Raw genomic sequence first — 26,629 nt, forward strand, 5'->3', positions numbered from 1 at the left:
CCGACCTCGAGCCACTCATCAAACAAGGACTCGCTAACACGGGCGCAGGATTCGCGCCTCGTTGTACTGACGTGTATACTCTCCCTATCCGGGTGGTAACCTCATGGACACGCGCGAAGCGATTGGGGTCATAGCCGTCTCTCTCGTCCCGTTTCTGGTCTCGGTTGGAGCGGCGCTCTCGGTTGGGGGGCCCCGGAAATGGCCATTTCTCACCGACGCTTTTTCGCTTCTAGAGCGTTTCACGTTTTGATGGAAGCGTATCCGGCGTTTTCGAAGTAGTTGCTGCATTCGTTGGGCTGGATGGTTGTGATGAGGCCGCCGATATGGCGACAAATGTCGTCGATCGTGCGCTTCTGGGCGGAGCGCATCCAGTGCTTGATCTTGGCGAAGGTTTGTTCGATCGGATTGAGGTCGGGGGAGTATGGCGGTAGGTACCAGAGCCTGGCGCCGGCGGCTTTGATCAGGCTGCGCAGGGCAGCCGATTTATGGCTGCCGAGATTGTCCAAGATGACGATGTCACCCGGCTGAAGCTGCGGGACGAGAACCTGCTGGACATAGGCGCGGAAGCATTCGCCGTTGATCGGGCCATCGAACAGGCAGGGTGCGGTGAGACGGTCACAGCGCAATGCGCCAAGGAATGTCAGCGTCCGCCAGTGACCATGTGGCGTGAAGCTGCGCACCCGCTCGCCTTTTGGTCCCCATCCGCGCAGTGGGGCCATATTGGTTTTGATCCAGGTCTCGTCGATAAAGACCAGGCGCCGGGGATCGAGTTTGGCCTGCCATGAGCGCCAGCGCTGGCGTCTACGCGCGATGTCGGAGCGAGCTCGCTCGAGGGCGAGCAGCGTTTTTTTTGAACCGCAGTCCCTCGCGCCGTAGAAACAGCCAAACCGCATTGTGGGAGACCTTGACCCCGCGCGCGAAAAGCTCGTCCTTGAGGGCGTGAAGCGTCAAATGCGGCGTCTGACTGATCCGCTCCTTGATGAAGGCGCGATGTGGCTCAAGCACGGGCTTGCGATGGCCGCCCATCTTTCCGGGCGCTACCGAGCCGGTCGTCCGATAACGCTGCGACCACTTCACAACCGACGAAACCGCAACCCCAAACCGTGTTGCTACCGAGCGGCAGCTCTCGCCCTTTACAACTGCCGCAACCGCACGCTTACGCAGATCATTGGAAATTGGTCGGACCATCGGATGCTGGCCTCCATCCCAGCCAGCATCTTGAATCATATTCGTCTCCGATCCGGAATCCCTTCCGATTCAATAAATTCGTGAACCGCTCTAGCCAGCTTACTGGCCGGAAAGGGGTTCGGCTTTCTGCTGTGGCTCCCGGTTCCATCGCAGGATGTTGCCGGTTCTTGACCTTGTTCCAGTGCTTCTGCCGACCTGCCTGATAAGGACGGTCACGGCGCTTTCAGACCTATGTTGCAAGCTGTGCGGAATAAATCGGGCCCAAAGTCACCGCATTCGAAACGCGGTTCGGATAGGAGTCTGTCTAGTTATAGCGCATGATCAGGCGTACTTCGTGATCCTCCGTATTTTGGTCACCTTTTGATCGCGATGTGAGTAGTCCAGATTGCGCAGCCAAGGTGTCAGTGATTTCAACAGCACAGCGGATTGCACAATGCGATTGAAAAGCGCTGCATTATTTGCCGTCGGTTTGTTGTTTGGAGGTTTTTGGCTGCACGGCGGCGCGCGATGTCAAACCTCGCTGGCCCCGCCACCTTTGGTGACCCAACAAGGTTCGCCAACACCGGCTACCTGCCAGTGGGGCGGTCTCAGTCTGTGCCGCAACCCGGCGACAGCCAAAGGTTCGTCGTCTCCGCCGACAGTGGCGCCAGAAGTCCCGATGAATCCGCCGCCCGTTATCTTCGCCTCGCCGCCATCGGCGACCACCCAAGGTGCGTCGCCACCGGCTACCAAAAACGCTTCTCGACCAATGGCGATCGATGACGTTCCAGCGCCAAGAGCGGCCGCCAAAAGTTCGGCACGATCCGCAGCCACCAAGCACTCGCCACCGCCTGCCAATGACAAAGACGCGCCGGCACCGGCAACCGGCAACATTTTGGCAACGCCGGCTATAGACATTTTGCCCAAGTCGCGCACGGGCAAGCTGTCTCCGTCGCGGGAGACCGGTCCCGATGGCTTTACAGTAGGTATCGACGATGACGAGCAGACAGGCGAGCCGGCGCTCATTACAACTCGCCCAAAACAGTCCAAGGTCAGGCAAAAGGCCGACGTTGCCGAGAGACCATCGGCGAAACAGTCGCTGAGCGATCAAGCAGAAATTGAGAAGCTGAAGTCCAATCTCACGATCTGCCGAGGCTGCTAGAAGGTAAGGTGCCCGCAGAGCACGCCATCCGGGCGCGCCCCGGCTTCGGCCAAACCGGTTGAGGTGTTGGCGCGAGGCTGAAGATGCGCCGCCTAGCAGGACGCAGCGGACCATCGATGATCCCTCCAGCGCAGGACATTGAGGTGATGAGAGTTCGCGGCATCCTGCCGCCTCCTTGAGAATAGCCCAAACCTCTCGCAAGGTGCGCCTGCCCGCTTCGGCGGCGCCTTGACCGCGAGATCGGCCGCGTCGGCGGCGAATGGGCTCAGCAGTGCCAATCCAGCGGCTGCAGCACGTCACCTTTTCCAAGCGCAGTGATTGCCTTTCGCAATTACGGTCGGTCAAAACGCGCCGCTCAGCTTCTCGGAAAGTACTTTGGTCGCAGAGCACTTCTTTCCATGCTCATTGCAGGGGCCGCAAGATGGTCAAGAGCCGGTCCGGCGGACAGTGGGTAATCCCCGCGTCCTGCCGCTTCAATCATCCCGACGGCAGCTTCGCCGGCGTCGTGCTGACGAGCGTCGACGTCGCCTATTTCATCCGCGGGCCGAGGGCCAGGTGATGCTCGATGTGTCCAAGATCACCACCGTACATCACCCACAGCCGTACCGTGAACATCTGGCTGAGTGGCTGTTAGGCCGGTCGCAGCGACAAGCCGGTCGTCGACAAGAAGGCGCTGGAGCGCAGAAGCAACAAGCTCTCGCGGTTCTGCGAACCTCATCGCGACATGCTGCCGCTGGACGCGTCGGTGACTCCGGCGGCTGGTAGGCTAGATCCAATCGGCCACCTTCGGGAAGCAGGCCCGCTTGCGCTGGCTCCAGACGTAATCCGATCCGCCGCAAGGCGGGCGTGGACGCGTCGTCGCCGGGCATTCGTTCCAGACGCGCGCGCCGGTGCCCCAGCCGTCGACCACACAGGCCCCCATCATGGTTGAGTGACAGCCGGGACCGCAGAGACCGCCGGCGTGGGCGGCGCTGACGGCCCCCAGCAGCAGCACAGATGCGGCGAAGGCCAGCAAGACTCCTGGACGGTGCTTCGTCATACGCGCTCCTCCGTCAGCCGATGCCGTCGCACTGTCAGTGGGTGGTATCGGTCTGCCGCGCAGCATAGCACGAATGCCAATTGCCGTCCTCCGTTAAAACGGGGGACGGCGATGTTTGAATGCGAGCCGCAGAGACGCGGGCCCACCCATTTTTGCGAGCGCGCCGCTCAGCTTCTCGGACAGTAGTTTGGTCGCGCCCGCAGCCTTCAGCTGCACGATCTGATCGGAGACGCTCTGGCCGTCGGTCGAGACCCGCGCATAGCTAATGATATCACTCATGGAAATCCTCACTCTCTTGCGCCGTTGCCCACATCGCCGTGAGCACTTCCGGGCCACCGCGCGCTTGTGAGCTAGATGCTCGAAACGTAGAAGATCGTCCCGTCGGACACGCATGTTGATCTGAGTTTGCGCCCGCCTGGGTGGCGGCGATACGTGTGAGAGATGCGACCGCACCGTCGGCGGCCTTGCGCCTGATTTCGTAGGATCACCAAAGCCGAGTGGGGTTACTCACAGCAGAGACAATGAGGTCGCGATAGAGATGCCGCACGTCTCACAGGAGGCTCACGATCTCGACGAAAACTTAAAACTGACTTTGCACCGCTGCGCGATGACGAACTGGCCGCCCCGCCGTCTCTGGCAAACGATGCCCGATTACGAACGCTAACGACCCGCGCTTCCAGCTGACCTTGCAGGTCGTGCAGTACACGTATCGCGGAACGGTCTAGTCCCGGCCAAGACCGGACGGCCTGTGCCACCCAAGTCCACCGTGATCCTTCGCACAGTGGAACCGAACGATGCGGCCTATATTCCCGAGTGAGTTTCGTAGTGTGGTTATCTCATAACGGGACAGAATATATGACCAAGTTTGCGGAGATCGTTCACGAATTCACTGCCGAAGAACTCGAAGCAATTTGCGGCGGTATGAAATGGGACCAAAACTACAGAAACCCAGAAGTCATTGATGCCCGTGGCGGCTCATTTACGATGTTGGGATGCACCATAACTTACGACCCGAGTGGCAAAGTGACGAGCGTTGGTCGGACATAACGACGACACGCCCTTCGCAATTTGTCGCCGACGCGCATTATCAATAAGCCCAACCAACCGCCGCTCCACCATATCGCCCGCCAAAACGGCTCCCGGGCCGAAGACCGCCCATCAAAGCATGGCAGTCCGTTCGGAGGTAGGGTCCAATATCCGCTCAGGGTCCAATCGGGTCGTTTGGCCCGATCGATGCCGCATGCTGTACCCCTCAACTGCACACGCGTGTTCCAAGAGAAAGCCAATCGCGTCCGTGCTGGTCTGCAAGTGAACCGCCACAACTGCAATAGGCTCATGACTTTGTCCAAAGAGACAGAAGACCCTTTCATTCGGCGGGACTAAAGACTGCGCGGGAAATGCGAGCGGCAGAGCAGGACCGCATAGTCAGCCAAGTCTACAAGGGCACGGCTGCCTTACCGCCACGCTCCGCGCCTTAATTGGCCGCAGTCCATCACTTACATTCGCGGCTTCTGACCTGTCTCACCGTGCTGGTTTTGAGGCAACTCAGCCACACGTGTTCCACCAACCTGGCCGCCGACAACCGCTGCGAGGAAGATGCCTGCGGCCAGTAAGCATCCGCCCACAAATCCGTAAAAGCGCCAGTCCTGATCATTCATGATTTGCTCCTGACGGCTAACGCTACGACGGGAGAAATGTTCTGGGAGCACGGACGCGGAGCATCGGCCCAGCCACTTCTTACCAATCCGAACCGCCACTGGAACTCATCTGCGCAACTGAGAGTTCTATTCGCTTAGGCCGGAAGGAGGCCGAAACCTTGACTCGCTTGCGGCAAGCCATCGACAAACTTGGTCCCTACCAATCACTCACGCTCTTAGCCGTGCCGGTCTGTCTGGTTGAGCCTTTGAAGCTCGTTGCTGTGGCGTTGGCGGGTGAAGGCCACTGGATCACCGGCACAACCATGATCATCGCAGCGTATGCCGCCAGTCTACTCATTGTGGAACGACTGTTCGCGGTGGTGAAGCCGAAGCTACTGAAGCTTCACTGGTTCGCGAAGCTGTGGGCTTGGCTCATTGTCATACGATACAAGCTCACACGTCCGTTTCGGGGCACGTTGGCTTCGTGACGAGCGCATGACGACGTTGAGCACTTGTGAGGAAAGAGCCATTAGCATCCTCCGGGAATTGCAAGCTGCGGAAGACGAGTTGATCGGTAAGACGGTTATCATGACTGACGGCAAAGCTGGAACGATTGATCATGTCCATCTCGACGAAGTGCACGGACTTCGGATTTCAATCGCCGGGCATGAAGGTGAATGGCCGATTTCAACCGTCAAGCTGCTCCAGAACTGATGGCTGAGCATCAACTTCACCGAAACCGCGCCGCCCCGTGACCAAAGCTGGGTTGTGGAAGTCGTTTGACGTCTAGCGTTAACATCAGTCGCGATCTTTCGGAAGATCGGCATGCGGGATGAAAGCGGGGTTGCCGCGGCTGGGGGAAAACCGCAACCATCGGCATGGGCCATGGTCACTGCGCTAGTGATGAGCGGCCCGGGCCCGGCTTGCCCAGCAGCCATACGGCGCCCCCACAAGCAAACCGCAGCCGCCGGCATGGCCATGGTCACGCCGACATTTGATTCGAGCTTCCACTCATTGACGCTATCCGTTCGGCTTACCGTTCCCGAAACGCCCGTGTCATGCTGTCCTCAAGCGGCTTGGCGATGTACTGAAGGAAGGTCCGCTCCGAGGTCTTAATGAAGACTTCGGCCGGCATTCCGGGCGTCGGGCTGAAATTCGGCAGGTTCGCAGCTTCTGCTGCGTTCAGGCGGACCCTCGCGACGTAGACGTCTGTAGGACCCACTTGCATCGACTTGTGCTCATCCGGCAGGGAATCCGCCGAAAGATAGATAACATCGCCGCTGATCATCGGTGTGACGCGTTGGCTGAGAGCGGTAAGCCGCACCATCGCGTGCTGACCTCGCCTCACGCTATCGATATCTTGCGGCCTCACGCGCGCCTCGATGATGAGTTCAGCGTTGAGCGGCAGTATCTCCATGATTGGCTTGCCGGGTTCGACGACGCCTCCTTCGGTGTGATACCGCATCTTGACCACGATACCTTCGACCGGAGCGACTATGTTGATTCGATCGAGCACCGCCTTTGCACTGAGAACCCGCTCGTTGACGTCTGCAAGCTCGCCACGGACATCGCGCAACTGGTCGACCGCCTTCTTCACCGCGTCCCTTCGTAACCCCGTGATTTGCTCCAGCGAACGGGCGATGCGTTCCTTTGCGTCACCAATGTCTGCCATGATCCGTCCGACTTCGCCCTCCAGGTTCGCCTTGGTTCGCTGTAAAAGCAAGACATCCGGCTTCTTCACCAGACCAGATTGGAGAAGACGCTGCTTCGTGTCGATGTCCTCATCGAGGAGCTCCATCTGACGCTTGACACTGTCGAGCTGCACTTTCGAACCCTCGATGCGCTCCTCAATCGCCTTGATGCTCGCCTCGACCGCGGCGATATCGCTCTTCAAATTATTGCGGCGGGCAACAAGCGTCATTCGCTGAGTATTCAGAATCTCGAGGATTTCCGGATCGCTGGCCCTTTCGGTCAACTCGTCCGGAAAGCTGACCGCATCCTGTTCGTGAATTTCGGCCTGCAGGCGCGTGTCCTCTGCAACCAGGCGACTCTGTCGGATCTGTAGCCGTCGCAGTTCAGCCTTCGGCGTCGTGGGATCGAGCTCCATCAACGTCTGGCCGGCCTGCACAACATTGCCTTCCCGCACGGCGATCTTTCGGATCACGCCTCCCTCGAGATGCTGGATCGTCTTGTTTTCACCCGTGGCGACGAACACGCCTGAGGCAACCACCGCACCGGCGATAGGGGCCGTGCTGCCCCACACGCCGAAGCCCATGACGGTCGACGCGATGATCAGGACCCCTCCGAGCGTGGCTGCCTTCGTCGAACGCGGGAGATCCGCATCCCAGGATGGCCTTTCCTGGACCCGTTTTCGCCTGACTGCGTCAATAAGGAACTTCATGAATAAGCCCCTAGGATAAACCGTACGTCACGCATTGAGGATCGGCGGCCCGCCAGCAGACGGTCCGCTCCCATTCGGCGGCTTGCGGCCAGAAAGGAGATGGATCATTTCTTCTCGCGCTCCGAATGCCTGCACCGACCCATTCTGCAGGATCAAGATCTTGTCGACGCTCTGCAGCAGCGCGGGGCGCTGCGTGACCGCAACGATGGTCGTGCCCTTCTGCTTGGCTCGGGACAGCGCCTTGGCCAGCGCGATCTCTCCACTCGTATCGAGATTGGCGTTCGGTTCGTCGAGCACCACGAGACGCGGGCTACCGTAGAACGCGCGAGCTAGTCCGATCCGTTGCCGCTGGCCTCCTGACAAGGGGCTGCCATCCATGCCGATGACGGTTTCGTAACCCTGAGGAAACTCGGCAATCATCTCGTGCACATCAGCGGTTTCCGCTGCATCGAAAATATCGGCGTCGCGTGCATCGTCCCGCATACGCGCAATATTGGCCTTGATGGACGCTGGAAAGAGCTGAACGTCCTGCGGTAGATAGCCGACGCACTCGCCGAACTGGCGCGGATCCCAGTTGCGAAGGTCCATCAGGTCGAGCCTTACGTTGCCGGCGGTGGGCATGATGGACCCGACGAGCATTCTCGCGAGCATGGTCTTGCCCGTGCCGGACGGGCCGACAATCGCGAGGGATTCGCCGGGCTCGAGCTGAAAACTCACGCCGTTCAGGATCACCTTTTTCGTGGCCGACGGCACGTAGAGAATACGCTCTACGCTGAGACGTCCTTCCGGTCTCGGCAGTCGCAGCCGACGCAGATTGAGCGGGGTGTTTTGCAGAAGCGTCCTGATGCGTTGATAGGCGGACCGCGCGTGAACGTAGCTCCGCCAGCCCTCGATCGTGCCTTCAAGCGGGGCGAGCGCGCGGCTGGACACAATGGAGGCGGCAATGATCATGCCACCTGTAAGGTGCGCCTCCAGCGCAAGGACCGCGCCCCAACCGAGGATTGCGATCTGCGTCCCCAACCTCAGGAATTTGGAGAGGCCGGTCATGAAGATGTTGCGGTCCTGAGCGATCACCTGCGCCTTGAGCGATTCAACGGTCTCCTGGCCCCACACTCGAACGCCCTCAGGAATCATGCCCATGGCGTTTATCACTTGCGCGTTGCGTGCCATGGCTTCGGCCTGAAGGTTGGCGCGAGTTACGAAGGCGCTCGCCCGGGTAAACGGATCGGCCGTGACACGCTGGTTCAGCAAGGCCAGCGCGGTCAGGCCAAGACCGGCGGTGGTGACGATCACTCCAAGCTGCGGGTGAATGAGGAACACCACGATCAAATAAACGGGCGCAATTGGCGCATCGAACATCGTCAACAAAACCGGCCCGGTTATGAAGGACCGAAGCTGCTGCAGATCGGCAAGTGTCTGGAATTCCCGGCTCGAGCCGCTTTGTGCCGCCTTCGCCGCCGCACTGAGCACAGGACCGCCCAGCCGCGCCTCGGTGTCAACGGCAACTCGCATGAGAATGAACCGACGCATCATGTCCATGAGCACATGTGCTGCAATCGCAAATATGACAATTGTCGTGAGCATGATCAGGGTATCGACGCTCCGGCTGGTCAGCACGCGATCGGACATGTTGAAGAGGTAGATTGGAATCGACAACGCCAGCAAGTTGACCACGAATGAGAAGAGCCCAATCGTCAGAAAATTTCGTTTGATCGACGCTAGACCTTTGGAAAGAGTTTCCCGGTATTCGTCGCCCCCGGTGGCTTTCTGCAATGGCGACGATCCGCGGCCACCACCGCCTCCGCCGCTCCCGGTTCCACCGCCGTTCGATCCGCCTGAGTTCGATACTTTTCGGTCCTCGGCCGTCGCATTGACCGCCGCCCGCGATCCGTCCCGCATCGCCAGTGGAGGGCTCGCTTGCGGGTCCTTCGAGTGCACCTGCGGATGCCTTGCCTCGGCCCGTTGGCTGAACACCGGGTTGGACGCCCCCATGTCTGCCCGGGGTGACGCCCGGACCTGACCCTGTTCCTCAGGAGCGGCGACGGGGCCATGGTGCGCATCGAACCTTACGACACTCGGCGCGCGCGGATTCCCGCCGGCCCGCGCAGCGTCCGATGAATTTCCGATGCCCCATCTGTCCATCACCCGGCTCTTCCGTTTGTGCTGATCTGCTAATGCATCATGTGTGACATCGGATCATCGTGATGCACCATGGTCGTCACGTGAACGACGGGATGCGGTGTCGGATCCACGATTTTCGTGTCGTTGAGGAATGCGACGATCTCCGGAGCAAGCGCGTGAGGATCGTTCCAGTGCCCGCCGCTTCCACCAGAGCATCCGCCCTGAGGGAGCATGTTCGCCTGAATTAGCACGGAATCGGAGTAAACCTGCCCATCGACAAAGGCCTGATCGGGCTTCACGGAGACGATCGACGCCAGGTTGAGGTCCATATCATGACCGGCAATGACTGACTGCTCCGCCGCACCATTCCCTATGAGTGGATTACCGGGCGCAGGCGACGTCTCCTCCTGCAGCACGTAGTTGCTGTCCTGTAGCAGATTGGTTTGCCAGATTGCGTTGACATCGTAGTAATCGCCAGTCACGTACAAGACATGAAGCGTTCCGCCGTAGCCGTGAATCTGAGATGCCAGCGATGGATCCATGCTGGTCTGGCCATTTTCGATCTGGTTGACGATCTGCTGAAGGCCGCCATTGAGCGGTTTGACGCTCTGGCCTCCGTATGTATCGATCGTCGCCGCATTGATGAGGTGGTTTCCGCCGAGACTGATTGACGGCTCACCAAGTCCGTCGGCGCCGCCCGCGCTATTCGCGGAGTGAATGATGTCGTTATTCACCAGGATATTGTACTGATAGATCATATTGGCGGAGTGGTACGATCCGCCCACGATGATCATATCGTACTTGAAGTCACCGTTCGTGAGCTGAGCCACGTTCATCAGCTGATTCTCGCCAGCCACAACCTCGTAGTGCGTGTCCGAGCTCTTCTGCTCGACGACATCGTTGTTGGAGAGGTAGTTGACCTGCGTCAGCGTGTGGACCTGGTGGTAATTTCCATTGACGACATCGATATCCCACGTTGCGCCAGGCGCTCCCGGAGATCCGGCATAAACCGACGCGTGCTGGACAAACCCGGCAGCGTTGGTCGACTCGTCGGGCGTAAAATGGACGCCGCCGGAGGTTTCGCCGCTGCCGCTCGTTTCGACATGATCTCTATTCGCACTGGCGTTGACCTGGAAGATCGCGTTCGTGGTGTAATCGTTTCCCAGCACGATCATTGTCTTGCAGGCGCTTCCGAGATCAACGATCTGCGCGGCGTTAGTCAGGTGATTGTCTCCGACATCGGCCCATTGTCCGAGCTGGTGACCAGTGTCCCCGGGCTTATGGTCGAGCGGCGATGTCAGATTTTGATGAAGAGCATCCGGCTCCGTCGCGTCGGGCTGCCCGTTCAATTGGTAGCCCTCCTTGACGGACGGGGGATTGCCTGAACCACCATGGCTGTTGTTCCAGTCCTTGTCCGCCGCGCCCAGTGCGGAAACGATCGCGGACGTGTCGTGCGGAAGCTTCCAGGATTCCGGAATGGCATCACTGACCTGGTGGATCATCGTACCAAGCAGTTGATCCGAAATCTGGATGAGGTGGTTCATGATCGGGGGATAGGTGGTCCCGATCAGGTCATTGCCGTCATTGAAAAGCGCGTTGACTTGATGAGTCTCAATCTCGCTTTGCTCGCCACCGGGGTGATACACAACCTTTACGTCGAAGCTGGCGCCGGCACCGCCTCCGCCACCGCCACCGCCACCGCTGAAGAACGGCGGCGGCGCCGGCGGCAGCAATCGATCTGGCGCGTCGGGAACGTCTGCCTCAGGCCATATTATTTTTGGCAGATGTGACTGTGGCACCCGAACGAATTGATGGGTGTCGTCCGGCAGGTTTCCTGGAGGTTCTACGGCGGTGGTCTGAAGATCGTCGAAGCTCAGTGGGGCGCTATTCTGTAGCGGACGTGGCGTATCGTCCCCGTCGGCGGCACGCGCGCCGGGGCCTCCGTCAAGTTGCACACGATCGCGTGCTATGTCATCGAAGAGATGGAGGTAACCGGAAAAATAAGAGATTGCTTCCGTCAAGCCGCCCGGAATCATTGTCGATCTCCGCTGACAGATTGCGTCTCCGCGAGCTTAAGCGCACGTTGCAATACCGCTTGCTGCCAAAACGACGAGGCCCGCGCGGCTCGAAGCCGCGCGGGCCATGGAGACGACTAATGTGTGATGTCGTGCGCGTCGTGCAGGTCGTTCCCTGCCACCTGCATCGTCAGGCTGTTGAACTGGATGTTGGCACCCAGCGTGATCGTCTGCGTGAAGGCAGACTGCGTCAGGGCGGCGTCGGCGTGAGCGGCGATGCCGCTGGCGGACGTACCGGTGACGTCGCCGACATGGCTGTGGTCGGCACTGGAGTCACCGCCAAGGGCCTTGGCCTCCATGCTGAACCCGCCGCCATGCTCGGTCTCGCCACCGGTGAAGGTGACGTTCGCGTTCTCAACATGTCCATTGTTCACCAGGTTATTCACCTGATCGATATTGAACTGGTTGCCGTCGCCGTTCAGCGTTTGGTTCACGACCTGCGGCATGATCAACGAATCGCTGAAGTGGCTCATGTCGTGCATATCGATCACCGGCGAGCTCAGGCCGGTTGCATGCAGATCGAGGTCGACCTTGACGTCCACGTTGACCTTGCTTTCGACGGTGTTCTCGACATTATTGTCGACAGCGTTGTCGACTTTGTTGTGAACGTCGTTGTCGTTGTGGTCGAAGTTGCCGTTGGCGTTCAGATTGCCGTTGGCATTCAGGTTGCCGTTGCCGTTCCAGTTGTCGTTGCTGTTGTCGCTCGAGTTGTCGCTTGAGTTGTAGAGCGCCTGCGAAGCAGTCTGCGTCTGATCCTGACCTTGGCCCTGACCCTGGCCCTGGCCTTGGCCTTGTCCCTGCAGATTCAACTGGCCCTGGCCCTGTCCCTGCAAGTTCAGCTGGCCCTGAGCTTGGCCCTGTAGTTGGCCCTGTTTCTTGGACATGAGATACTCCTGTTTGGGTTTGGAGCATCGTCAACGTTCGCGGTCGCTGATCTTCTGCGTCTGCGGCCTCTCACGTCTTTCGATACTGCTCTGCGTTGAGCCGGGTTCTCCCGACTGCAGACATCGCCTGATGTCCGCGCAGCTAGCATCGTCCAAGTCCTGAGAGGCGTTCAAATGGCTTTCCGAAGTAGTCGGCGTGATCCGTCTACTACCATTGAGGTATCCCGGATGCTTCATTGCTGCAGGTGAGCCTCGAGCTTGGGCAGAAACTCCCAAATATCCCGATTGATGCGGATCATCGCGCGGACCGTCTCGGAAAGCGACTTTAGACGAGCCTCATCGACCGGTCGCGTTTCTCCAAACGCGAGGCTTGCGCGGGTCTGAACGACGCGCATGGATTGGGTCTGGACTATCTCGCCGCTCTCGTCGACCGCATACATGCAATGCGTGAGCTCGTTACGAACCTGCGTCGTGTCGTTGAATCGGTCGATGAGCTTGTTCAAGTCTCTATTAAGAGCTTGATCTCTAATCTTGATCTTGGCCAGCCGTTGAATCAAATCGAGACGGGCTCGCGTCGTGTTCAACGTGGCAAACACCAACGCAGCCGAGGCTTCGTCCGTACTAAGCAAAAGCATCAGAACGTAAATGAACAGGCTCTCATTGTTCGACCAATTGAAGATGAGATTGCCAATGAGCGCGAGAACGTTCGTTCTATGGCCGGCAGACTCCGGCGCGGTCGCCTCAAGCGCGCTGAAATCCGGTTTGGGAGGTAGTCTGCTCACAGTCATTGGCTTGACCCCCGCGTGGACGTCCCGACGACCAGCAGTCCCTTGCCAAGCCGACGAACATTGGCATTCTAGCTTACTTTGACGCTACCGCGCTACGCTCGTTCGCGCCGACGGCCCGCTAGCAATGGTGGAAGCTCGATGCTGAGGTGGCTTTTTACAATGATCGACGTGGCCCGTGTGCGCAATGCCGCAGTCGCGACGATCCAGCCATTGGTTGAGGCAAGCAGATGCCGTCTCGACGACATTCCGAGTTCGATCTGGCTTGAGCCGTATATGATCGGGCTCCTAGGCATGCTGATCACCCTGGCAGCGGAGCGGCAAACGCGCCCAATCAAGGGGGCTGCGATGCGCCAGGTTCAGACAGAAGTATGGCGCACGATTACCGGGTTGGACTATCGGATAGGAGAAGAGATTATGCTTCTCAGTGCCAGCCAGGACGAGCAATTCCTCGCGGGGTGCATGGACGCCGCGAGCATAGCGTCCGATCTATACGACTACGAAGCGGTCGCTCCGCTCGGATTGGATGCCCCGAATCTACAGGGCTCTTCGCTCTCTGCCGATCAAGTCGCAGTTCGTCAGGTCCGGGACATCGTCCGATGGCGCGAGACATTCGACACCTACGTCATGCGTCGGCAGTAATGCCCTTATCGGGCTTCAGCGACTAATTCGATCCCGATCCCCAATTGATCCTCAAGTTACCATCCCCAAGGTGCCTATCGGTTGAAGTTGGAGTAAGCGTCATATGATATGACGGCGGCCGCTTTCTTGGAAGGCCACACTGGTGGACCGGGGCGGCCGCCACGCCGCTGTCACCCACGCTGACGACGAGTACCCCGTCGATGCTTTCACGCGCCAAGCCCTGTTGAACCTCGGCATTGCTGTAGGACCGCGTTGGTGGGAATAGTCCGAGAGCATCGTCGGCTACGACGCCACGCTTGCGCCTTCAGCGATTTGACTTTGGATGTTTATAAGGAGCGGACCAGGGCCGGACACATAAGCAACCATGTGGCTGACTGGGCGGCGTCGCGACATAGAGATAGAGATAGAGATAGAGATAGCGGCAATGCGATCATGGACCTGTCCCCATCATCAGTGCGGAACGTCTGCCCGGTCAAGAAGCGAGGCTGCTCGCTGCGCCACGAGCCGCTCGGTCTCGACGATGACGCGGCGGTCAGGCGCGCGGAAGCGATCCTGCTGCCTGCGTTCGATCGGGCGATACGAAGGTTGCGCCGAAGCTGCAACCAGCGGTCGCCGTTACTGGCACATTGGATTGGGTGTTTGCGGAATATCGCGCCGTCGGCTGGGAGTGGTTGCAGCGTGAGAGAGATATCTTTGCGACGTTCATGGTCGAGCATTATCGAAAGCGAACCACCAATCAAATCATCAGTGGCGCTAAGAAACGCGCACCTATCGCGACAAGGAGGAGAACAGTGCGTGATCTCGGTCCGAATGGAACGGCAGCCCCGCTGGATTCACGGTCCGAATAAGGTCGCGTAAGTTCTTGAAATCATTGGAGCGGGTGAAGGGAATCGAACCCTCGTATTCAGCTTGGAAGGCTGCTGCTCTACCATTGAGCTACACCCGCGACAGGGGCTCCCTAACACGGCCGGGCGGCGGCCTCAACTACCCGAGGCACGGCTTTCGCCGGCTTTCCGGCCTTGCGCACAGGTCCGGTTCCCCCCAGCGGCGCCTCCCCTTAACAGGCACGGCCATCCAGCCTATATTGAGAGCTCCCGCAATCAACGAAAGGAGGTGATCCAGTGTCTTTTACCAAGCGCTGTCACCTCGCTGGGATCGCCCGCTAGGCTTTGAAAGAGGCTTGGCATCGGGGCGCTCTCAGCCCTGGACCAGCGAGCAAGAAATCGGGCGCGACGGGATCTTCCCGCCGCGCCTTTTCATTGGCCTGGCCATTTCGCCGACATGGCGCGCATCCCTCAGAGCGCCGCCTCGCCCCCGAGCATTTCCCGGATCTTCCGCGACAGGTCAGCCTTCCGGTACGGCTTGCGGAGCAACGCCACGCCGGGATCGAGGTGCCCCTCGTGAACGATGGTGTTGTCGGCATAGCCTGAGGTGTAGAGCACCCGCACGCCCGGCCGACGGAGCCGGACAGCGTCTGCCAATTCCCGCCCGTTCATGCCGCCTGGCATGATGATGTCGGTAAACAGAAGATCGAAGCTCGCTCCCCGGTCGACCAACGCCAGCGCGGTTGCGCCATCGCTGGCGATCAGCGTGCGATAGCCGAGGCTGCCGAGCTGCGCGATGACGTAGCCCTGCACCAGCGGATCATCCTCGACCACGAGGATGGTCTCGTGTCCATGCGTCAGCGCGGGCGCCGGCGCCGGCCCGGTTCCCGCGGTCGCATCGCCCGCCGATCGCGGCAGCAACAGCCTCACCACCGTACCGCGTCCCTCTTCGCTCTCGATCGCCACCGTGCCGCCAGTCTGCTTTGCGAAGCCGTAAACCATGCTCAGTCCAAGGCCGGTGCCGCGACCGACACCCTTGGTGGTGAAGAACGGCTCGAACACGCGGTCGCGAATCTCGGCAGGAATGCCGTGCCCGGTGTCGGCGACCGCGACCATGACATAGGAGCCGGCTTCGCCGTCGCCATTGTCCGCGCCATCGAGCTCCCGGTTGGCGGTCTCGAGCGTGAGCCTGCCGCCGTCAGGCATCGCATCGCGCGCGTTGACGGCGAGATTGACGATCGCAGAGGAAAGTTGCGACGGATCAGCCATGGCCGGCCATGCATCATCAGCAAGTCGCGTCACGATCTCGACATGCTCGCCAAGGATCGGCCGCAACAGCTTCACCGCCTCGAGGACGAGCGCGTTGACATCGATCTCGCGTGGCTCCAGCGGCTGGCGGCGGGCGAAGGTCAGGAGCTGCGACGTGATCTCGGCGCCGCGGGAGGCCGCATCGTCGATCAGCGCGGCGATCGAGGCGAGCTCGGGCTTGTCCGCGAGCCCCTCCTGGATGATCTCGATGGTTCCGATGATGACGGTCAGCACGTTGTTGAAGTCGTGCGCGACGCCGCCGGTGAGCTGACCGATCGCATCCATCTTCTGTGACTGGCGAAGCCGCTCCTCGGCCTCGTGCTGCGCGGTGAGATCGGTAGCGGAGCCGCGATAGCCCATGAAACGCCCGTCGTCGCCAAACACCGGCTGCCCGTTGACGCTGAAATAGTGCAAACGCCCGGCCGCATCGCGGCCGCGATACTCGAACTTGCGGAACGGCTCGTGGCGGTCCAGCGTCGCCATGTGGTCGCGCCATTTCTGCGCTTCGGAGTTTTGATCGAAGGCGGCATCCGGACGTCGTTTCCCGATCACGGCCTTACTGTCCATGCCGAATGCACCGGCCCGATCCGATATGTAGGTGAACACGTGATCCGGACCGGTTTCCCAGAACCAGTCGGAGGCGGTCTCGGCATAGTCGCGAAAGCGCTGCTCGCTCGCGCGCGCGTCGTCTTCCGCGCGCCGGCGGATCTTCAGATCACGATCGAGATTCGCATTGGCCTCGCGGAGTTCGCCATAGGCACGCTCCAGGTTGGCACACATGGCGTTGAACGCGTCGATCACCTTATCCAGCTCGTCGGGATCGTCAGGAGGCCGGCGCTCCAGACTTAATGGCGGAGGCGGCCGCGCCAGAGTGTACTTGCTGACGAACTCGGCGATGGCGACCAGGTGCCGGGTCACCAGAATGTGGAACATGTAGATGATGAACAGCGAGACGAGGAACGTCTTTGCCGCCTGACTTGCCAGGATGACGAGGGCCCGGTTCAGCAGTTGCTGATAGATGTCGCTGAGCGTCGCCTCGACATGGAGCACGCCGATTGGACGCGCGGTCCCTTGAACGGTGTAGGTCAGCGGATAGTCGCGCGTCACGACCGAGCGGCTAACGGGTTCGCCGACGGCAACACGGATGGGATGCGGCCGATCGGCGATCTCGCGGACCTCGGCGGCGCGGAGACCGGGCAGCCGCAGGATTCCTTCGAGCTGGAGCTTGAGCTGGTTCTCGTCGAGACTCCACAGGCTCTCGCCGAGGCTGCCCGTGGTGCTGCGACCGACCTCGTCGAGCCTTGTCTCGATCACGCCGACTTCGCGATCGTAGTCCAGATACAGCTGCAGCGCAGTCAGGGTCAGCGTCACGACCGAGGAGAACAGCAGCACGGCTGCAAGCAGGCGTGGCCCGACACCGCTGCGCGCCCCCTTGGATATTCGCGACAAAAACGTCGCGAGCACCGGGGGCGTAAACGCAACCCCGATAGTGCTCAAATCCTGCTCCGCAGCCGCCGGCGCAACAGCGCGGCTGCGATCGGGATTCTCGTCACTTGCCTTGCCCATGCACCCCGTCCCGGAAAATGGCGACATTCCTCTTCGGCCTGCCGGTCGCAGCCGCACACAATTCAACGGTTTTGATTCTCTTTCAGCACGCGTCGCGCGCAGCAATCCTGCCGGCCCTTGGGCGATCTGGGGTCGGCGGGGTCATATCTTGCGCCCAGCGGCAGGATCTTGGCGCAAACTATCACCTCGCGTGCTACAATGACATTGGTGATATCAAGGATAATGGCGGCCGAGCGGTGAGCTTGTGGCTCCGCGGAACGGCCATCTCCGGTAGATGGCGCTCGCATCAGAACTCAATGGTAGCAAGGGACGGCCGAGAAGCGCTCATGTGGCAGATCATCATCATCTGCCTTTCGCTGTTTGTAGCCGGTTCATCCCACGCGCAGTCGGTCATCCGGCTGGCTCGGATCGCCGACATTCCGGATCAATATGTCGGCGGCGAGCTTCTGCGCGCCGTCTACGCCAAGCTGAACATCAAGCTCGAATTCGTGGACGTCCCCGGCAAGCGGGCGCTCGCGCTGTCGAGCGCCGGTGCGGTCGACGGCGAAATCCAGCGGATCGGAACGTTGTCGGCCGAATACCCGACGCTGCTGCAGGTGACGCCAGCGATCAACTACATCGAGCCCGCCGTGTTCACGACCAAGCTCCATTTCGACGTGGATGGCTGGAATTCGATCAGGGCGTTCCGCATCGGAATCGTCCGCGGCGTCGGCTCGTCGGAAGCCGGGACGCGCGGCATGGACAGGGTCACGGCGACGATTGGCATCGAGAATTTGATCAGGATGCTCGATGCCGATCGTTTCGACGTGATCGTCAGCGACCTCTTCAGCGGGCTGGTCGCCGTCCGCAAGCTTAATCTCCAGGGCAGAATCTATCCGCTCTCGCCGCCGCTCGAGCGTATCCGCATCTTCCATTACCTGCACGAGAGCCACCGCGACCTCGTGCCGAAGGTTGGACAGGTGATCGCCCAGATGGAGGCAAGCGGCGAGCTGGCGGCGCTGCGCGAGTCTCTCGTCAGGCAGGTGCTGAGCGCCCCCTGACGATGGCGGCCTCGAGATCGCGAAACCGCGCGCGCAACGCCGACGCCGCAATCCGCGCGGCTGAGAAGCCGAAGACGGCGAGCACAGACGCGCGCTTGCCGCGGCGGCTTTCGACGATGCGCTCGCTACCACTCTCGACCGAACTGCCTAAATTGCGATGATGGCCCGCCCGGTCGTGCAGATCGGCAAGCTCCGACGTCCCTGCTCGCCGTGCATCACAGGGCGCCTCCGATGAGCGATCAACTGCTGTTGTGGCCATCAGTCGCCTCGACATTGGCGAGCGTTCACCCCGAGGGCGGCAATCGGGTTCCAGGGACGGTTTCACCCGGCGCAATATTTTCAGTCTCCCCATTGTCGGCTGCGGCTACGATGATACCGTCCTCGAGCTACGTGCCCAACAGAAGAGGTGGAGATGCTTTACGCGATCCTGGCTTACCACGTGGAAGGCGAGATTTTGTCGTGGACGCCGCAGGAGGACGCCGCCGTCGTCGCCAAAATCATCGAGGTTCAGGAACCCTTGAGGGCCAGCGGAAATCTTGGGCCGGCCGCCCGTCTGGATGACACAAGGAAAGCCCACACCTTGCGTGGCCCCGGCGCGGGAGTCGTCCTGGATGGGCCGTTTGCCGAGACCAAGGAGCAGCTTCTGGGCTTTCATCTCGTCGACTACGACACGGATGAGGAGGCGATCGCGGCCGCGCGCAAGCTGCGTGAGGTCAATCCGAGTGCGGTTTACGAAATCCGACCGATCAAGCTTTACGTCCCGGCCGATGGGTTCGGCGCGCCAGCGACAAAAGGATGATGGATCGCGCGGCGCTTCAGGTCTCGCCCGCCGCCGCCGTATCCAGGCGGCGGCGGATCAGCAGCGCGCCAAAGGCCAGAAACCAGAAATAGGACGCATATTGCGGGGCGAACGCGGCCACTACGGTCCCCGGAACCAATGCAGCCAGCGGGAACAGGGCCGCGATCAGCTGGGAACGGAAGCCTCGCATCACGAGCCACCACAACCATGCATTCAGCCCGGCGATGACGGAGAGATGCAGGCCATACAGCACGGCCACGGCGCTGCTCCTGTCGTAATTGCCATAGAGTCCGTTGGTCACCGGCAGCAGGACGATCGACAGCAGGAACACCAAGTTTAACAGCACGACGTGGCGGCCCGCTTCCGGTTGGCGGGCGAGCCGGCGGTGATGGCTGATCCAGAACACACCGGCGATGATGAAGCTGAGGATCAGGCCGGTCAGGCGCCCGGAGTAGAGTTGGCCGAGATCGCTCCATGTCGGCATCGCCTTGAACTCGCCCGCCTTGGGCAGATCATTGGCGAGCAGCGTCATCGCGACACCAAAGACGGTGTTGCTCAATGATTCCAGCCGGCGCATCTCGAAAAGGTCGGGCGTGGGATCGGCCATCTCTGCAAATCTGTCCGGGCTGGAACTTGAGCTGCCCTTTCCCCTAAATCCTCAGGCGGCTTGCGTCCAGCCGCATTGCGATTCGCCCGGGGATCGTTGATTCTGGCGGCATCACACTGGGGCGATTCGTGACGTCATATCTGGACACGCTCAATGCGGAGCAGCGCCGCGCCGTGGAGCATGGCGTGGCCGATGGCGTGACCGTAGGCACTCCCCTGCTGGTCATTGCGGGCGCGGGCTCCGGCAAGACCAACACGCTTGCCCACCGCGTCGCCCACCTGATCGTCGCGGGCGCCGCCGATCCACGGCGCATCCTGCTGATGACGTTCTCCCGCCGCGCCGCCGCCGAGATGGCCGGACGCGTCGAACGCATCTCCCGCAAAGTGCTCGGCGAGAACAACGCCGCGATCATGCGCGATGCGCTGACCTGGGCCGGCACCTTCCATGGCATCGGCGCGCGGCTGTTGCGCGAATATGCTGAGCGGATCGGCGTCGATCCCGCCTTCACCATCCACGACCGCGAGGATTCCGCCGACCTGATGAACCTGGTCCGGCACGAGCGCGGGCTGTCCAAGACCGAGAGCCGCTTCCCGGCCAAGGGCACCTGCCTGTCGATCTACTCGCGCTGCGTCAATGCCGAGATGGAAATCGAGAAGGTGTTGGGGACGCACTATCCCTGGTGCGCTGGCTGGGCCGCCGAGCTGAAGGGGCTGTTCGCCGCTTACGTCGAGGCAAAGCAGGCCCAACACGTGCTCGATTACGACGATTTGCTGCTCTACTGGTCGCAGATGATGAGCGATGCACTGATCGCTGACGAGATCGGCGGACGCTTCGATCACGTGCTCGTCGACGAATATCAGGACACCAACCGCCTGCAATCCTCGATCCTGCTTGCGCTGAAGCCGGACGGACGCGGGCTCACCGTGGTCGGCGACGACGCGCAGTCGATCTATTCATTCCGCGCCGCCACCGTGCGCAACATCCTGGATTTTCCGCAAAGCTTCTCGCCGCGCGCGGAAATGATCACGCTCGACCGCAACTATCGCTCGACGCAGTCAGTGCTGGCGGCGGCCAACGGCGTCATTGGGCTGGCACGCGAACGCTTCACAAAAAACCTCTGGACCGACCGGACCTCGTCACAGAAGCCGCAGCTCGTCACCGTCCACGACGAGGCCGACCAGGCCCGCTACATCGTCGAGCAGGTGCTCGCCAATCGCGAGCAAGGCGCGCTGCTCAAGCACCAGGCAGTGCTGTTCCGGACGTCCTCGCATTCGGGTCCGCTCGAGATCGAGCTCGCGCGCCGCAACATTCCGTTCGTGAAATTCGGCGGGCTGAAATTCCTCGACGCCGCCCACGTCAAGGACGTGCTGGCGCTGCTGCGCTTCGCCGAGAACCCGCGCGACCGCGTCGCAGGCTTTCGCATCCTGCACCTCTTGCCGGGCATCGGTCCCGCCACCGCGCAGCGCGTGCTCGACCAGATGGCGGAGAGCATGGACCCGCTGCACGCGCTCGGCCAGCTTGCCGCGCCGCCGCGCACCGGCGCTGATTGGACCGACTTCGTCCGTGCTGTCGAAAACCTGCGCTATTCGGAATGGCCTGCGGATCTCGAGCGCGTGCGGCTCTGGTACGAGCCGCATCTCGACCGCCTCCACGAGGACTCCGAGACGCGCCGCGCCGACCTGATGCAGCTCGAGCAGATCGCGAGCGGCTATTCCTCGCGCGCACAATTTTTGACCGAGCTCACGCTCGATCCGCCTGACGCGACCAGCGACAAATCAGGGCCGCCCTTGCGTGACGAGGATTATTTGATCCTCTCGACCATCCATTCAGCCAAAGGCCAGGAATGGAAATCGGTGTTCGTGCTCAACGTTGTCGACGGCTGCATGCCCTCCGACCTCGGCGCCGGCACCAGCGCCGAGCTCGAGGAGGAGCGCCGGCTGCTCTATGTCGCGATGACGCGCGCCAAGGACGATCTGCACCTCTTGGTGCCGCAGCGCTTCTTCGTCCACGGCCAGGCCGCCAACGGCGACCGCCACGTCTACGCCTCGCGCACCCGCTTCATCCCGGAGCAGCTGGTCTATCTGTTCGAGCGCACCGCTTGGCCGAAGGTCTCCGCGGCTGGCACGCGCGCTGCATCGCAGGGACCGAAGATCGACATCGGGGCGCGGATGCGGGGGATGTGGCGGTAGACGCAAGAGATCAGTCTCAGGGCCTGTCAGGATATCAGGAACAACAGAGGTCCTGACATGAAAGCCGTCGTCGTCGAGCAGTACGCCCCTATCGATCAGATCGAACTGAAGGACATCCCGCACCCGCCAGTGGAGTCTGGACAGTTGCGTATCCGGGTGGAAGCTGCCGGTATCGGCTTTGTCGATGGCTTGAAAGTTCAAGGGCTCTACCAAACCAAGGATCCCCTGCCCTTCATTCCGGGGACGGAATTCGCGGGTGTTGTCCAGGAGGCGCCCGGCGCACCGGGCGGCTATCAACCCGGCATGCGCGTAATGGGCATGACGCGGTCGGGCGCGCTCGCCGAGGAGATCGTGGTCAAGCCCGATGCACTCCATCCCTTGCCGGACGGCGTCACCGCCGAAGTCGCCGCATCGTTTCGCGCCAATTACCTGACCGCGCTCTATGCGCTGAGCGGGCGTGCCACGATCGTTGCGGGCGAGCAGTTGCTGGTGCTGGGCGCTGCCGGCGGCACCGGCACCGCGGCCGTGCAGATCGGCAAGCTGCTCGGCGCTCGCGTGATCGCAGCGGCATCGACAGCGGAGAAACGTGAATTCGCGCAGGCGCACGGCGCCGACGCCGTGATCGACTACACCCAGGCCGGCTGGCGCGACACGCTGAAGGAATTGACCGGAGGACACGGCGCCGACGTGATCTTCGATCCCGTCGGCGGCGAGATCTCGGTGCAGGCCTTTCGCTCGATCGCCTGGCGCGGGCGCCATCTGGTCGTCGGCTTCGCCGGCGGTGCGATCCCCGCGCTGCCGTTCAATCTCCCGCTGCTGAAAGGCGGCGCCCTGCTTGGCGTCGATCTCGCACAGATCCCCACGCGCGAGCCCGATTTGCAGAGGCAACTGATGTCGCAGCTGACCGGCTGGCTTGCCGAAGGCAAGCTGAAGCCCGCAGTCGGTCGCGTGTTCGCGCTCGAGGAGTTTCGCGAGGCTTTCAAGACGATGCAGACGCGCGCAGCACTCGGCAAGATGGTGGTGCGTATGCCGGGATAGGCCTCACAAACGGAAACCGAGCATTTCCGAAAGCCGCCTTGTCGCGCGGCGGCGGTCCATTAAATCTGGCCGATCCTCCCCACAGAGACCTGATCGATGACTGCACCGCTCGAATTCGGACTGGATACCTTTGGCGACGTCACCAAGGACGCCACCGGCAACATGCTTGCGCATGCCCAGGTGATCCGCAACGTCGTCGACGAAGCGGTGCTGGCGGACGAGCTCGGCCTCGACTTCATCGGGCTCGGCGAGCATCACCGTTCCGATTTTGCGATCTCCTCGCCCGAGACCGTGCTCGCGGCCATCGCGTCGCGCACCAAGCGCATCCATCTCGGCTCCGCCGTGACGGTGCTGAGCTCGGACGATCCGATCCGCGTCTTCCAGCGCTTTGGCACGCTGGATGCGCTCTCGAACGGCCGCGCCGAAGTGATCCTCGGCCGCGGCTCGTTCACTGAATCCTTTCCGCTGTTCGGCTTCGATTTGGGCAAATACGAGGAACTGTTCGAGGAGAAGCTCGACCTGTTCGCCGCATTGCTGTCGCAGAAGCCGGTGACGTGGCAGGGCAAGCTGCGCCCGCCATTGAAGGATCAGCTGGTCTATCCGCCGGTCGAGAATGGTCAGCTCAAAGCCTGGATCGGCGTCGGCGGCAGTCCGAAATCGGTGGTGCGCGCCGCGCATTACGACCTGCCGCTGATGCTCGCCATCATCGGCGGCGATCCCGAGCGCTTTGCGCCTTACGTCGACCTCTATCACCGCGCCTACAAGGAGTTCGGCCGTCCCGCGCAGCCGATCGGCGTGCACTCCCCCGGTTATGTCGCCGAAACCGATGAGCAGGCGCGCGAAGAGCTGTGGCCCGACTACAAGGCGATGCGCGACCGCATCGGCCGTGAGCGCGGCTGGCCGCCGATGGGCCGCGACGAGTTCATCAGCGAAGCCGAGCACGGCTCGCTCTATGTCGGTGCACCCGAAACCGTCGCACGCAAGATCACCAAGACGGCAAAGGCGCTCGGCGTTGCCCGGTTTCAGCTGAAATACTCGGCGGGACCGTTGCCGCATGAGAAGCTGATGAAGAGCATCGAGCTCTATGGGCGCAAGGTGGTGCCGATGGTGCGGGAGATGATGGGGTAGTGGGCTGAGACAGCCCGCCAGGCCGGCGAACGGCCGGTAAGACTAGTCTTCGACCAACAGCAGTTCTTGTTGCCAAAGATGCGGCTACAAGACAGATCAGCATTGCGGGACGGCCGGTACGCATCCTCACAGGACGATGTCGAACGCGTGGCCGCGCCCGTGAAATACGTTTGCCGTGCCAGCCGACGACTCCTGCAATGGCAATCTGAGGAGGGTGCCCGGCACGAGGTCAGTCATAACGGCATCAGGCCAGACTACCCGCTGCGGCCGAGCCAGCGCTGGGTCGGGAACAGCTGCAATTGCCAGCGTCGAGCGGTCGCACCCCACACGCCGGTGGGCATGAACAGCATGATCAGGATGGCGAGCGTGCCGAGCACGACCAGATAGAGACTGCCAAATTGGGCGAGATAGGTGACGAGCCCCCACAGCAGGAGCACGCCGACCATCGGACCTTCGATGGTGCGCACCCCGCCGATCACGACGATGAAGATGACATAGGCGGTCCAGTCGGTGACGCTGAAGGCCGCATCAGGCGAAATACGCGCCTTCTGCAAATACACCACGGCGCCGACCATGCCGGTGGCGAACGCGACCGCGATCCACAGCACGTGGCGAGTCCGCGTGGTGCGGACGCCGACGCTGCGCGCCGCCGCTGCGTTGTCACGGCTTGCGGCCAGCGCAAGGCCGTGGTGCGAGCGCATGAAGGCGTAGATGCCAAGCGTGACCAGCACGGCGAGCAACAGCGCCAGCCAGTAAACCAGTACGTCACGCGCGGCCGCCGGGCGCAGGCCAAGCAGCGCCTGCACCGCCTTCAGGCCGATCATCTGCGACAGTTCGCCGGGCGAGATCGACATCCCGGTGCCGCCGCCGAGCGACTTGAACTGGGCGCAGATCAGCCGCAACGCTTCGGCGGCGACCCAGCTGCCGATCGCGAAATATGGCCCTTCCAGCCGGAATAGCAGCGGCCCGAGCACCGCCGCGACCAGCGCCGCGAACAGTCCGGCCAGCGGGATCGCCGCAACGGGATCGAGCCCGGCCATCACGATGCCGGCAAACAGCGCATAGGCGCCGAGCCCGACAAACGCCTGCTGCCCGACCGATACCAGCCCGCCCCACCCGGCCAGCACGTTCCAGAGCTGTGCCAAGGTCAGCATGGTGAAGACGAAGATCAGATCCTGGATCAGGTTGCGCGAGGCGATCGCGGGCAAGGCGGCCAGCGCCACGATCAGCGCGATGCCGGCCAGCGCCGCGACGCGCGACAGCCGTGTGCCGACCCGAACCTGCCACACCGGCGCCTCCGCCGGGCGCTGCTCGCGGCTTGCCGGGATATGGATGCTTTCGACGCTCATGTCCGCCTCGCCGGGAACAGGCCGCGCGGCCGCACCATCAGCACGGCAAGGAAGGCGAGATGGCCGGCCAGGATCTGCCATTCCGGATTGATCCGCCCTCCGATCGCCTGCGCCAGCCCGAGCACGATGCCGCCCGCCAGCGTCCCCCACAGGCTGCCGAGCCCGCCGATGATCACCGCCTCGAATGCGTAGAGCAGCCGCGCCGGTCCGATCGACGGATCGAAGCTGGCTCGGATACCGAGCACAATAGCGGCGATCACCGACACTGCGAGCGACAGTCCGACCGCGATGGCGTAGACATTGCGCTCGTTGATGCCCATCAACTGCGCGATCGCGGGATTATCCGCAGTGGCGCGGAAGGCGCGGCCGAGCGAGGTGCGATAGAAGATGAGCTGGAGCAGCGCGACGGCCGCGACCGCCGTCAGCAGCGCGGTCAGCGGCGCCAGCCCGACGCTCAGGCCAGGAGCGAGCGCCACCGACGAGGATTCGAAGGCGCCTGCCTGCAGCCTGCGGCTGTCGGCGCCGTAGCCGAGCAGCAATCCGTTCTGGATCACGATCGACAGGCCGAAGGTGACGAGCAGCGGCGGCAGGATGTCGTCGCCGAGCACCCGCTCCAGCACCAGCCGCTGCAGCACGAAACCGAGCACGAACATCGTGATGACGACCAGCAGGGATGCGACTGCCAACGGCAAACCGAGCGCGTTGGTGGCGCTGAGCACCAGATAGGCGGCAAGCAGGATCAGATCGCCATGCGCCAGATTGACCAGGCGCATGATGCCGAAGATCAGCGACAGGCCGAGCGCGAACAGCGCATAGACGCCGCCGAGCAGCACGCCTTCGATGATGGTGTCGAACCCGCTCATCGCTC

General features: G+C 61.7%; 24 protein-coding genes and 1 tRNA gene. 11 read left to right on the forward strand and 14 right to left on the reverse strand.

Features of this window, described 5'->3' with window-relative positions:
* Positions 1-239: 239 nt before the first annotated feature.
* Positions 240-1,188, reverse strand: a protein-coding gene (locus ACVW16_RS04475) for an IS630 family transposase (protein ID WP_456738136.1) whose coding sequence is annotated in 2 segments (ribosomal slippage) — positions 240-851 and positions 853-1,188 — 948 coding nt in all. Because the reading frame shifts where the segments join, the coding sequence is not laid out codon by codon here.
* Between the two features lie 433 nt (positions 1,189-1,621).
* Here ACVW16_RS04475 and ACVW16_RS04480 point away from each other — a divergent pair.
* Together ACVW16_RS04480 and ACVW16_RS04485 are read left to right on the forward strand one after the other, a co-directional pair.
* On the forward strand, positions 1,622-2,329 hold the full coding sequence (locus ACVW16_RS04480; RefSeq protein ID WP_456735476.1) for a hypothetical protein: 708 nt from the start codon (positions 1,622-1,624) through the stop codon (positions 2,327-2,329).
* Positions 2,330-2,750: 421 nt separating this feature from the next.
* Positions 2,751-2,888 (forward strand): hypothetical protein, encoded by a 138-nt coding sequence (locus ACVW16_RS04485; RefSeq protein ID WP_456705369.1) that lies wholly within the window; start codon positions 2,751-2,753, stop codon positions 2,886-2,888.
* Between the two features lie 207 nt (positions 2,889-3,095).
* Here ACVW16_RS04485 and ACVW16_RS04490 read toward each other — a convergent pair whose 3' ends face one another.
* Positions 3,096-3,368, reverse strand: a complete 273-nt coding sequence (locus tag ACVW16_RS04490; RefSeq protein WP_456735477.1) for a hypothetical protein — start codon at positions 3,366-3,368, stop codon at positions 3,096-3,098.
* Between the two features lie 93 nt (positions 3,369-3,461).
* A complete protein-coding gene (locus ACVW16_RS04495; RefSeq protein WP_456735478.1) occupies positions 3,462-3,647 on the reverse strand; it encodes a recombinase family protein in 186 nt (61 codons plus the stop codon).
* 576 nt (positions 3,648-4,223) lie between these two features.
* Here ACVW16_RS04495 and ACVW16_RS04500 point away from each other — a divergent pair.
* Entirely contained in the window at positions 4,224-4,415 is a 192-nt protein-coding gene (locus tag ACVW16_RS04500; protein ID WP_456704186.1) for a hypothetical protein, read from the forward strand.
* Positions 4,416-4,864: 449 nt separating this feature from the next.
* Here the strand turns inward: ACVW16_RS04500 and ACVW16_RS04505 are convergent, their stop codons facing one another.
* On the reverse strand, positions 4,865-5,026 hold the full coding sequence (locus tag ACVW16_RS04505; protein ID WP_456738619.1) for a hypothetical protein: 162 nt from the start codon (positions 5,024-5,026) through the stop codon (positions 4,865-4,867).
* A gap of 158 nt (positions 5,027-5,184) precedes the next feature.
* Between ACVW16_RS04505 and ACVW16_RS04510 the strand changes: the two genes are divergently transcribed.
* Together ACVW16_RS04510 and ACVW16_RS04515 are read left to right on the forward strand one after the other, a co-directional pair.
* Positions 5,185-5,493: a hypothetical protein gene (locus tag ACVW16_RS04510; protein ID WP_456735480.1), complete on the forward strand. Its 309-nt coding sequence runs from the start codon at positions 5,185-5,187 to the stop codon at positions 5,491-5,493.
* A 7-nt stretch (positions 5,494-5,500) separates the two neighbouring features.
* Entirely contained in the window at positions 5,501-5,719 is a 219-nt protein-coding gene (locus tag ACVW16_RS04515; RefSeq protein WP_456735481.1) for a PRC-barrel domain containing protein, read from the forward strand.
* Between the two features lie 319 nt (positions 5,720-6,038).
* Here ACVW16_RS04515 and ACVW16_RS04520 read toward each other — a convergent pair whose 3' ends face one another.
* The 5 genes from ACVW16_RS04520 to ACVW16_RS04540 form a co-directional block, all read right to left on the reverse strand.
* Complete coding sequence (locus tag ACVW16_RS04520; protein ID WP_456704190.1) at positions 6,039-7,406, reverse strand: HlyD family type I secretion periplasmic adaptor subunit; 1,368 nt, start codon at positions 7,404-7,406, stop codon at positions 6,039-6,041.
* Positions 7,407-7,433: 27 nt separating this feature from the next.
* The gene (locus ACVW16_RS04525; protein WP_456735482.1) at positions 7,434-9,548 is read right to left on the reverse strand and encodes a type I secretion system permease/ATPase; all 2,115 of its coding nucleotides are present in this window, start codon (positions 9,546-9,548) and stop codon (positions 7,434-7,436) included.
* Positions 9,549-9,577: 29 nt separating this feature from the next.
* Complete coding sequence (locus ACVW16_RS04530) at positions 9,578-11,563, reverse strand: hypothetical protein (protein ID WP_456735483.1); 1,986 nt, start codon at positions 11,561-11,563, stop codon at positions 9,578-9,580.
* Positions 11,564-11,679: 116 nt separating this feature from the next.
* Positions 11,680-12,486: a hypothetical protein gene (locus ACVW16_RS04535; RefSeq protein ID WP_456704193.1), complete on the reverse strand. Its 807-nt coding sequence runs from the start codon at positions 12,484-12,486 to the stop codon at positions 11,680-11,682.
* A 233-nt stretch (positions 12,487-12,719) separates the two neighbouring features.
* The gene (locus ACVW16_RS04540) at positions 12,720-13,274 is read right to left on the reverse strand and encodes a hypothetical protein (RefSeq protein WP_456704194.1); all 555 of its coding nucleotides are present in this window, start codon (positions 13,272-13,274) and stop codon (positions 12,720-12,722) included.
* Between the two features lie 159 nt (positions 13,275-13,433).
* Between ACVW16_RS04540 and ACVW16_RS04545 the strand changes: the two genes are divergently transcribed.
* Positions 13,434-13,913, forward strand: coding sequence for a hypothetical protein (locus tag ACVW16_RS04545; RefSeq protein ID WP_456704195.1), 480 nt, complete (start codon positions 13,434-13,436; stop codon positions 13,911-13,913).
* An 872-nt stretch (positions 13,914-14,785) separates the two neighbouring features.
* Here the strand turns inward: ACVW16_RS04545 and ACVW16_RS04550 are convergent.
* Together ACVW16_RS04550 and ACVW16_RS04555 are read right to left on the reverse strand one after the other, a co-directional pair.
* Positions 14,786-14,859, reverse strand: a tRNA-Gly gene (locus ACVW16_RS04550).
* Between the two features lie 349 nt (positions 14,860-15,208).
* Positions 15,209-17,611: an ATP-binding protein gene (locus ACVW16_RS04555; protein WP_456735484.1), complete on the reverse strand. Its 2,403-nt coding sequence runs from the start codon at positions 17,609-17,611 to the stop codon at positions 15,209-15,211.
* A gap of 326 nt (positions 17,612-17,937) precedes the next feature.
* Here ACVW16_RS04555 and ACVW16_RS04560 point away from each other — a divergent pair, with 326 nt between their 5' ends.
* Both ACVW16_RS04560 and ACVW16_RS04565 read left to right on the forward strand, forming a co-directional pair.
* Positions 17,938-18,651 (forward strand): substrate-binding periplasmic protein, encoded by a 714-nt coding sequence (locus ACVW16_RS04560; protein ID WP_456735485.1) that lies wholly within the window; start codon positions 17,938-17,940, stop codon positions 18,649-18,651.
* A gap of 412 nt (positions 18,652-19,063) precedes the next feature.
* A complete protein-coding gene (locus ACVW16_RS04565) occupies positions 19,064-19,450 on the forward strand; it encodes a YciI family protein (protein ID WP_456735487.1) in 387 nt (128 codons plus the stop codon).
* Between the two features lie 16 nt (positions 19,451-19,466).
* Here the strand turns inward: ACVW16_RS04565 and ACVW16_RS04570 are convergent, their stop codons facing one another.
* Positions 19,467-20,057, reverse strand: a complete 591-nt coding sequence (locus tag ACVW16_RS04570) for a TMEM175 family protein (protein WP_456735488.1) — start codon at positions 20,055-20,057, stop codon at positions 19,467-19,469.
* 128 nt (positions 20,058-20,185) lie between these two features.
* On the opposite strand from ACVW16_RS04570, the gene ACVW16_RS04575 reads away from it, so the two are divergent.
* The 3 genes from ACVW16_RS04575 to ACVW16_RS04585 all read left to right on the forward strand — a co-directional run bounded on the left by ACVW16_RS04575 (position 20,186) and on the right by ACVW16_RS04585 (position 24,412).
* On the forward strand, positions 20,186-22,246 hold the full coding sequence (locus ACVW16_RS04575; RefSeq protein ID WP_456735489.1) for an ATP-dependent helicase: 2,061 nt from the start codon (positions 20,186-20,188) through the stop codon (positions 22,244-22,246).
* Positions 22,247-22,303: 57 nt separating this feature from the next.
* A complete protein-coding gene (locus tag ACVW16_RS04580; RefSeq protein WP_456735490.1) occupies positions 22,304-23,284 on the forward strand; it encodes an NADPH:quinone oxidoreductase family protein in 981 nt (326 codons plus the stop codon).
* 96 nt (positions 23,285-23,380) lie between these two features.
* Positions 23,381-24,412, forward strand: a complete 1,032-nt coding sequence (locus tag ACVW16_RS04585) for an LLM class flavin-dependent oxidoreductase (protein ID WP_456735491.1) — start codon at positions 23,381-23,383, stop codon at positions 24,410-24,412.
* A gap of 254 nt (positions 24,413-24,666) precedes the next feature.
* Here the strand turns inward: ACVW16_RS04585 and ACVW16_RS04590 are convergent, their stop codons facing one another.
* A complete protein-coding gene (locus ACVW16_RS04590) occupies positions 24,667-25,761 on the reverse strand; it encodes a branched-chain amino acid ABC transporter permease (protein WP_456735492.1) in 1,095 nt (364 codons plus the stop codon).
* Positions 25,758-26,624 (reverse strand): branched-chain amino acid ABC transporter permease, encoded by an 867-nt coding sequence (locus ACVW16_RS04595; protein ID WP_456704205.1) that lies wholly within the window; start codon positions 26,622-26,624, stop codon positions 25,758-25,760. The genes ACVW16_RS04590 and ACVW16_RS04595 overlap by 4 nt, the downstream gene beginning before the upstream one ends.
* Positions 26,625-26,629: the final 5 nt, after the last annotated feature.

Source organism: Bradyrhizobium sp. USDA 4474 (genome assembly GCF_054057515.1).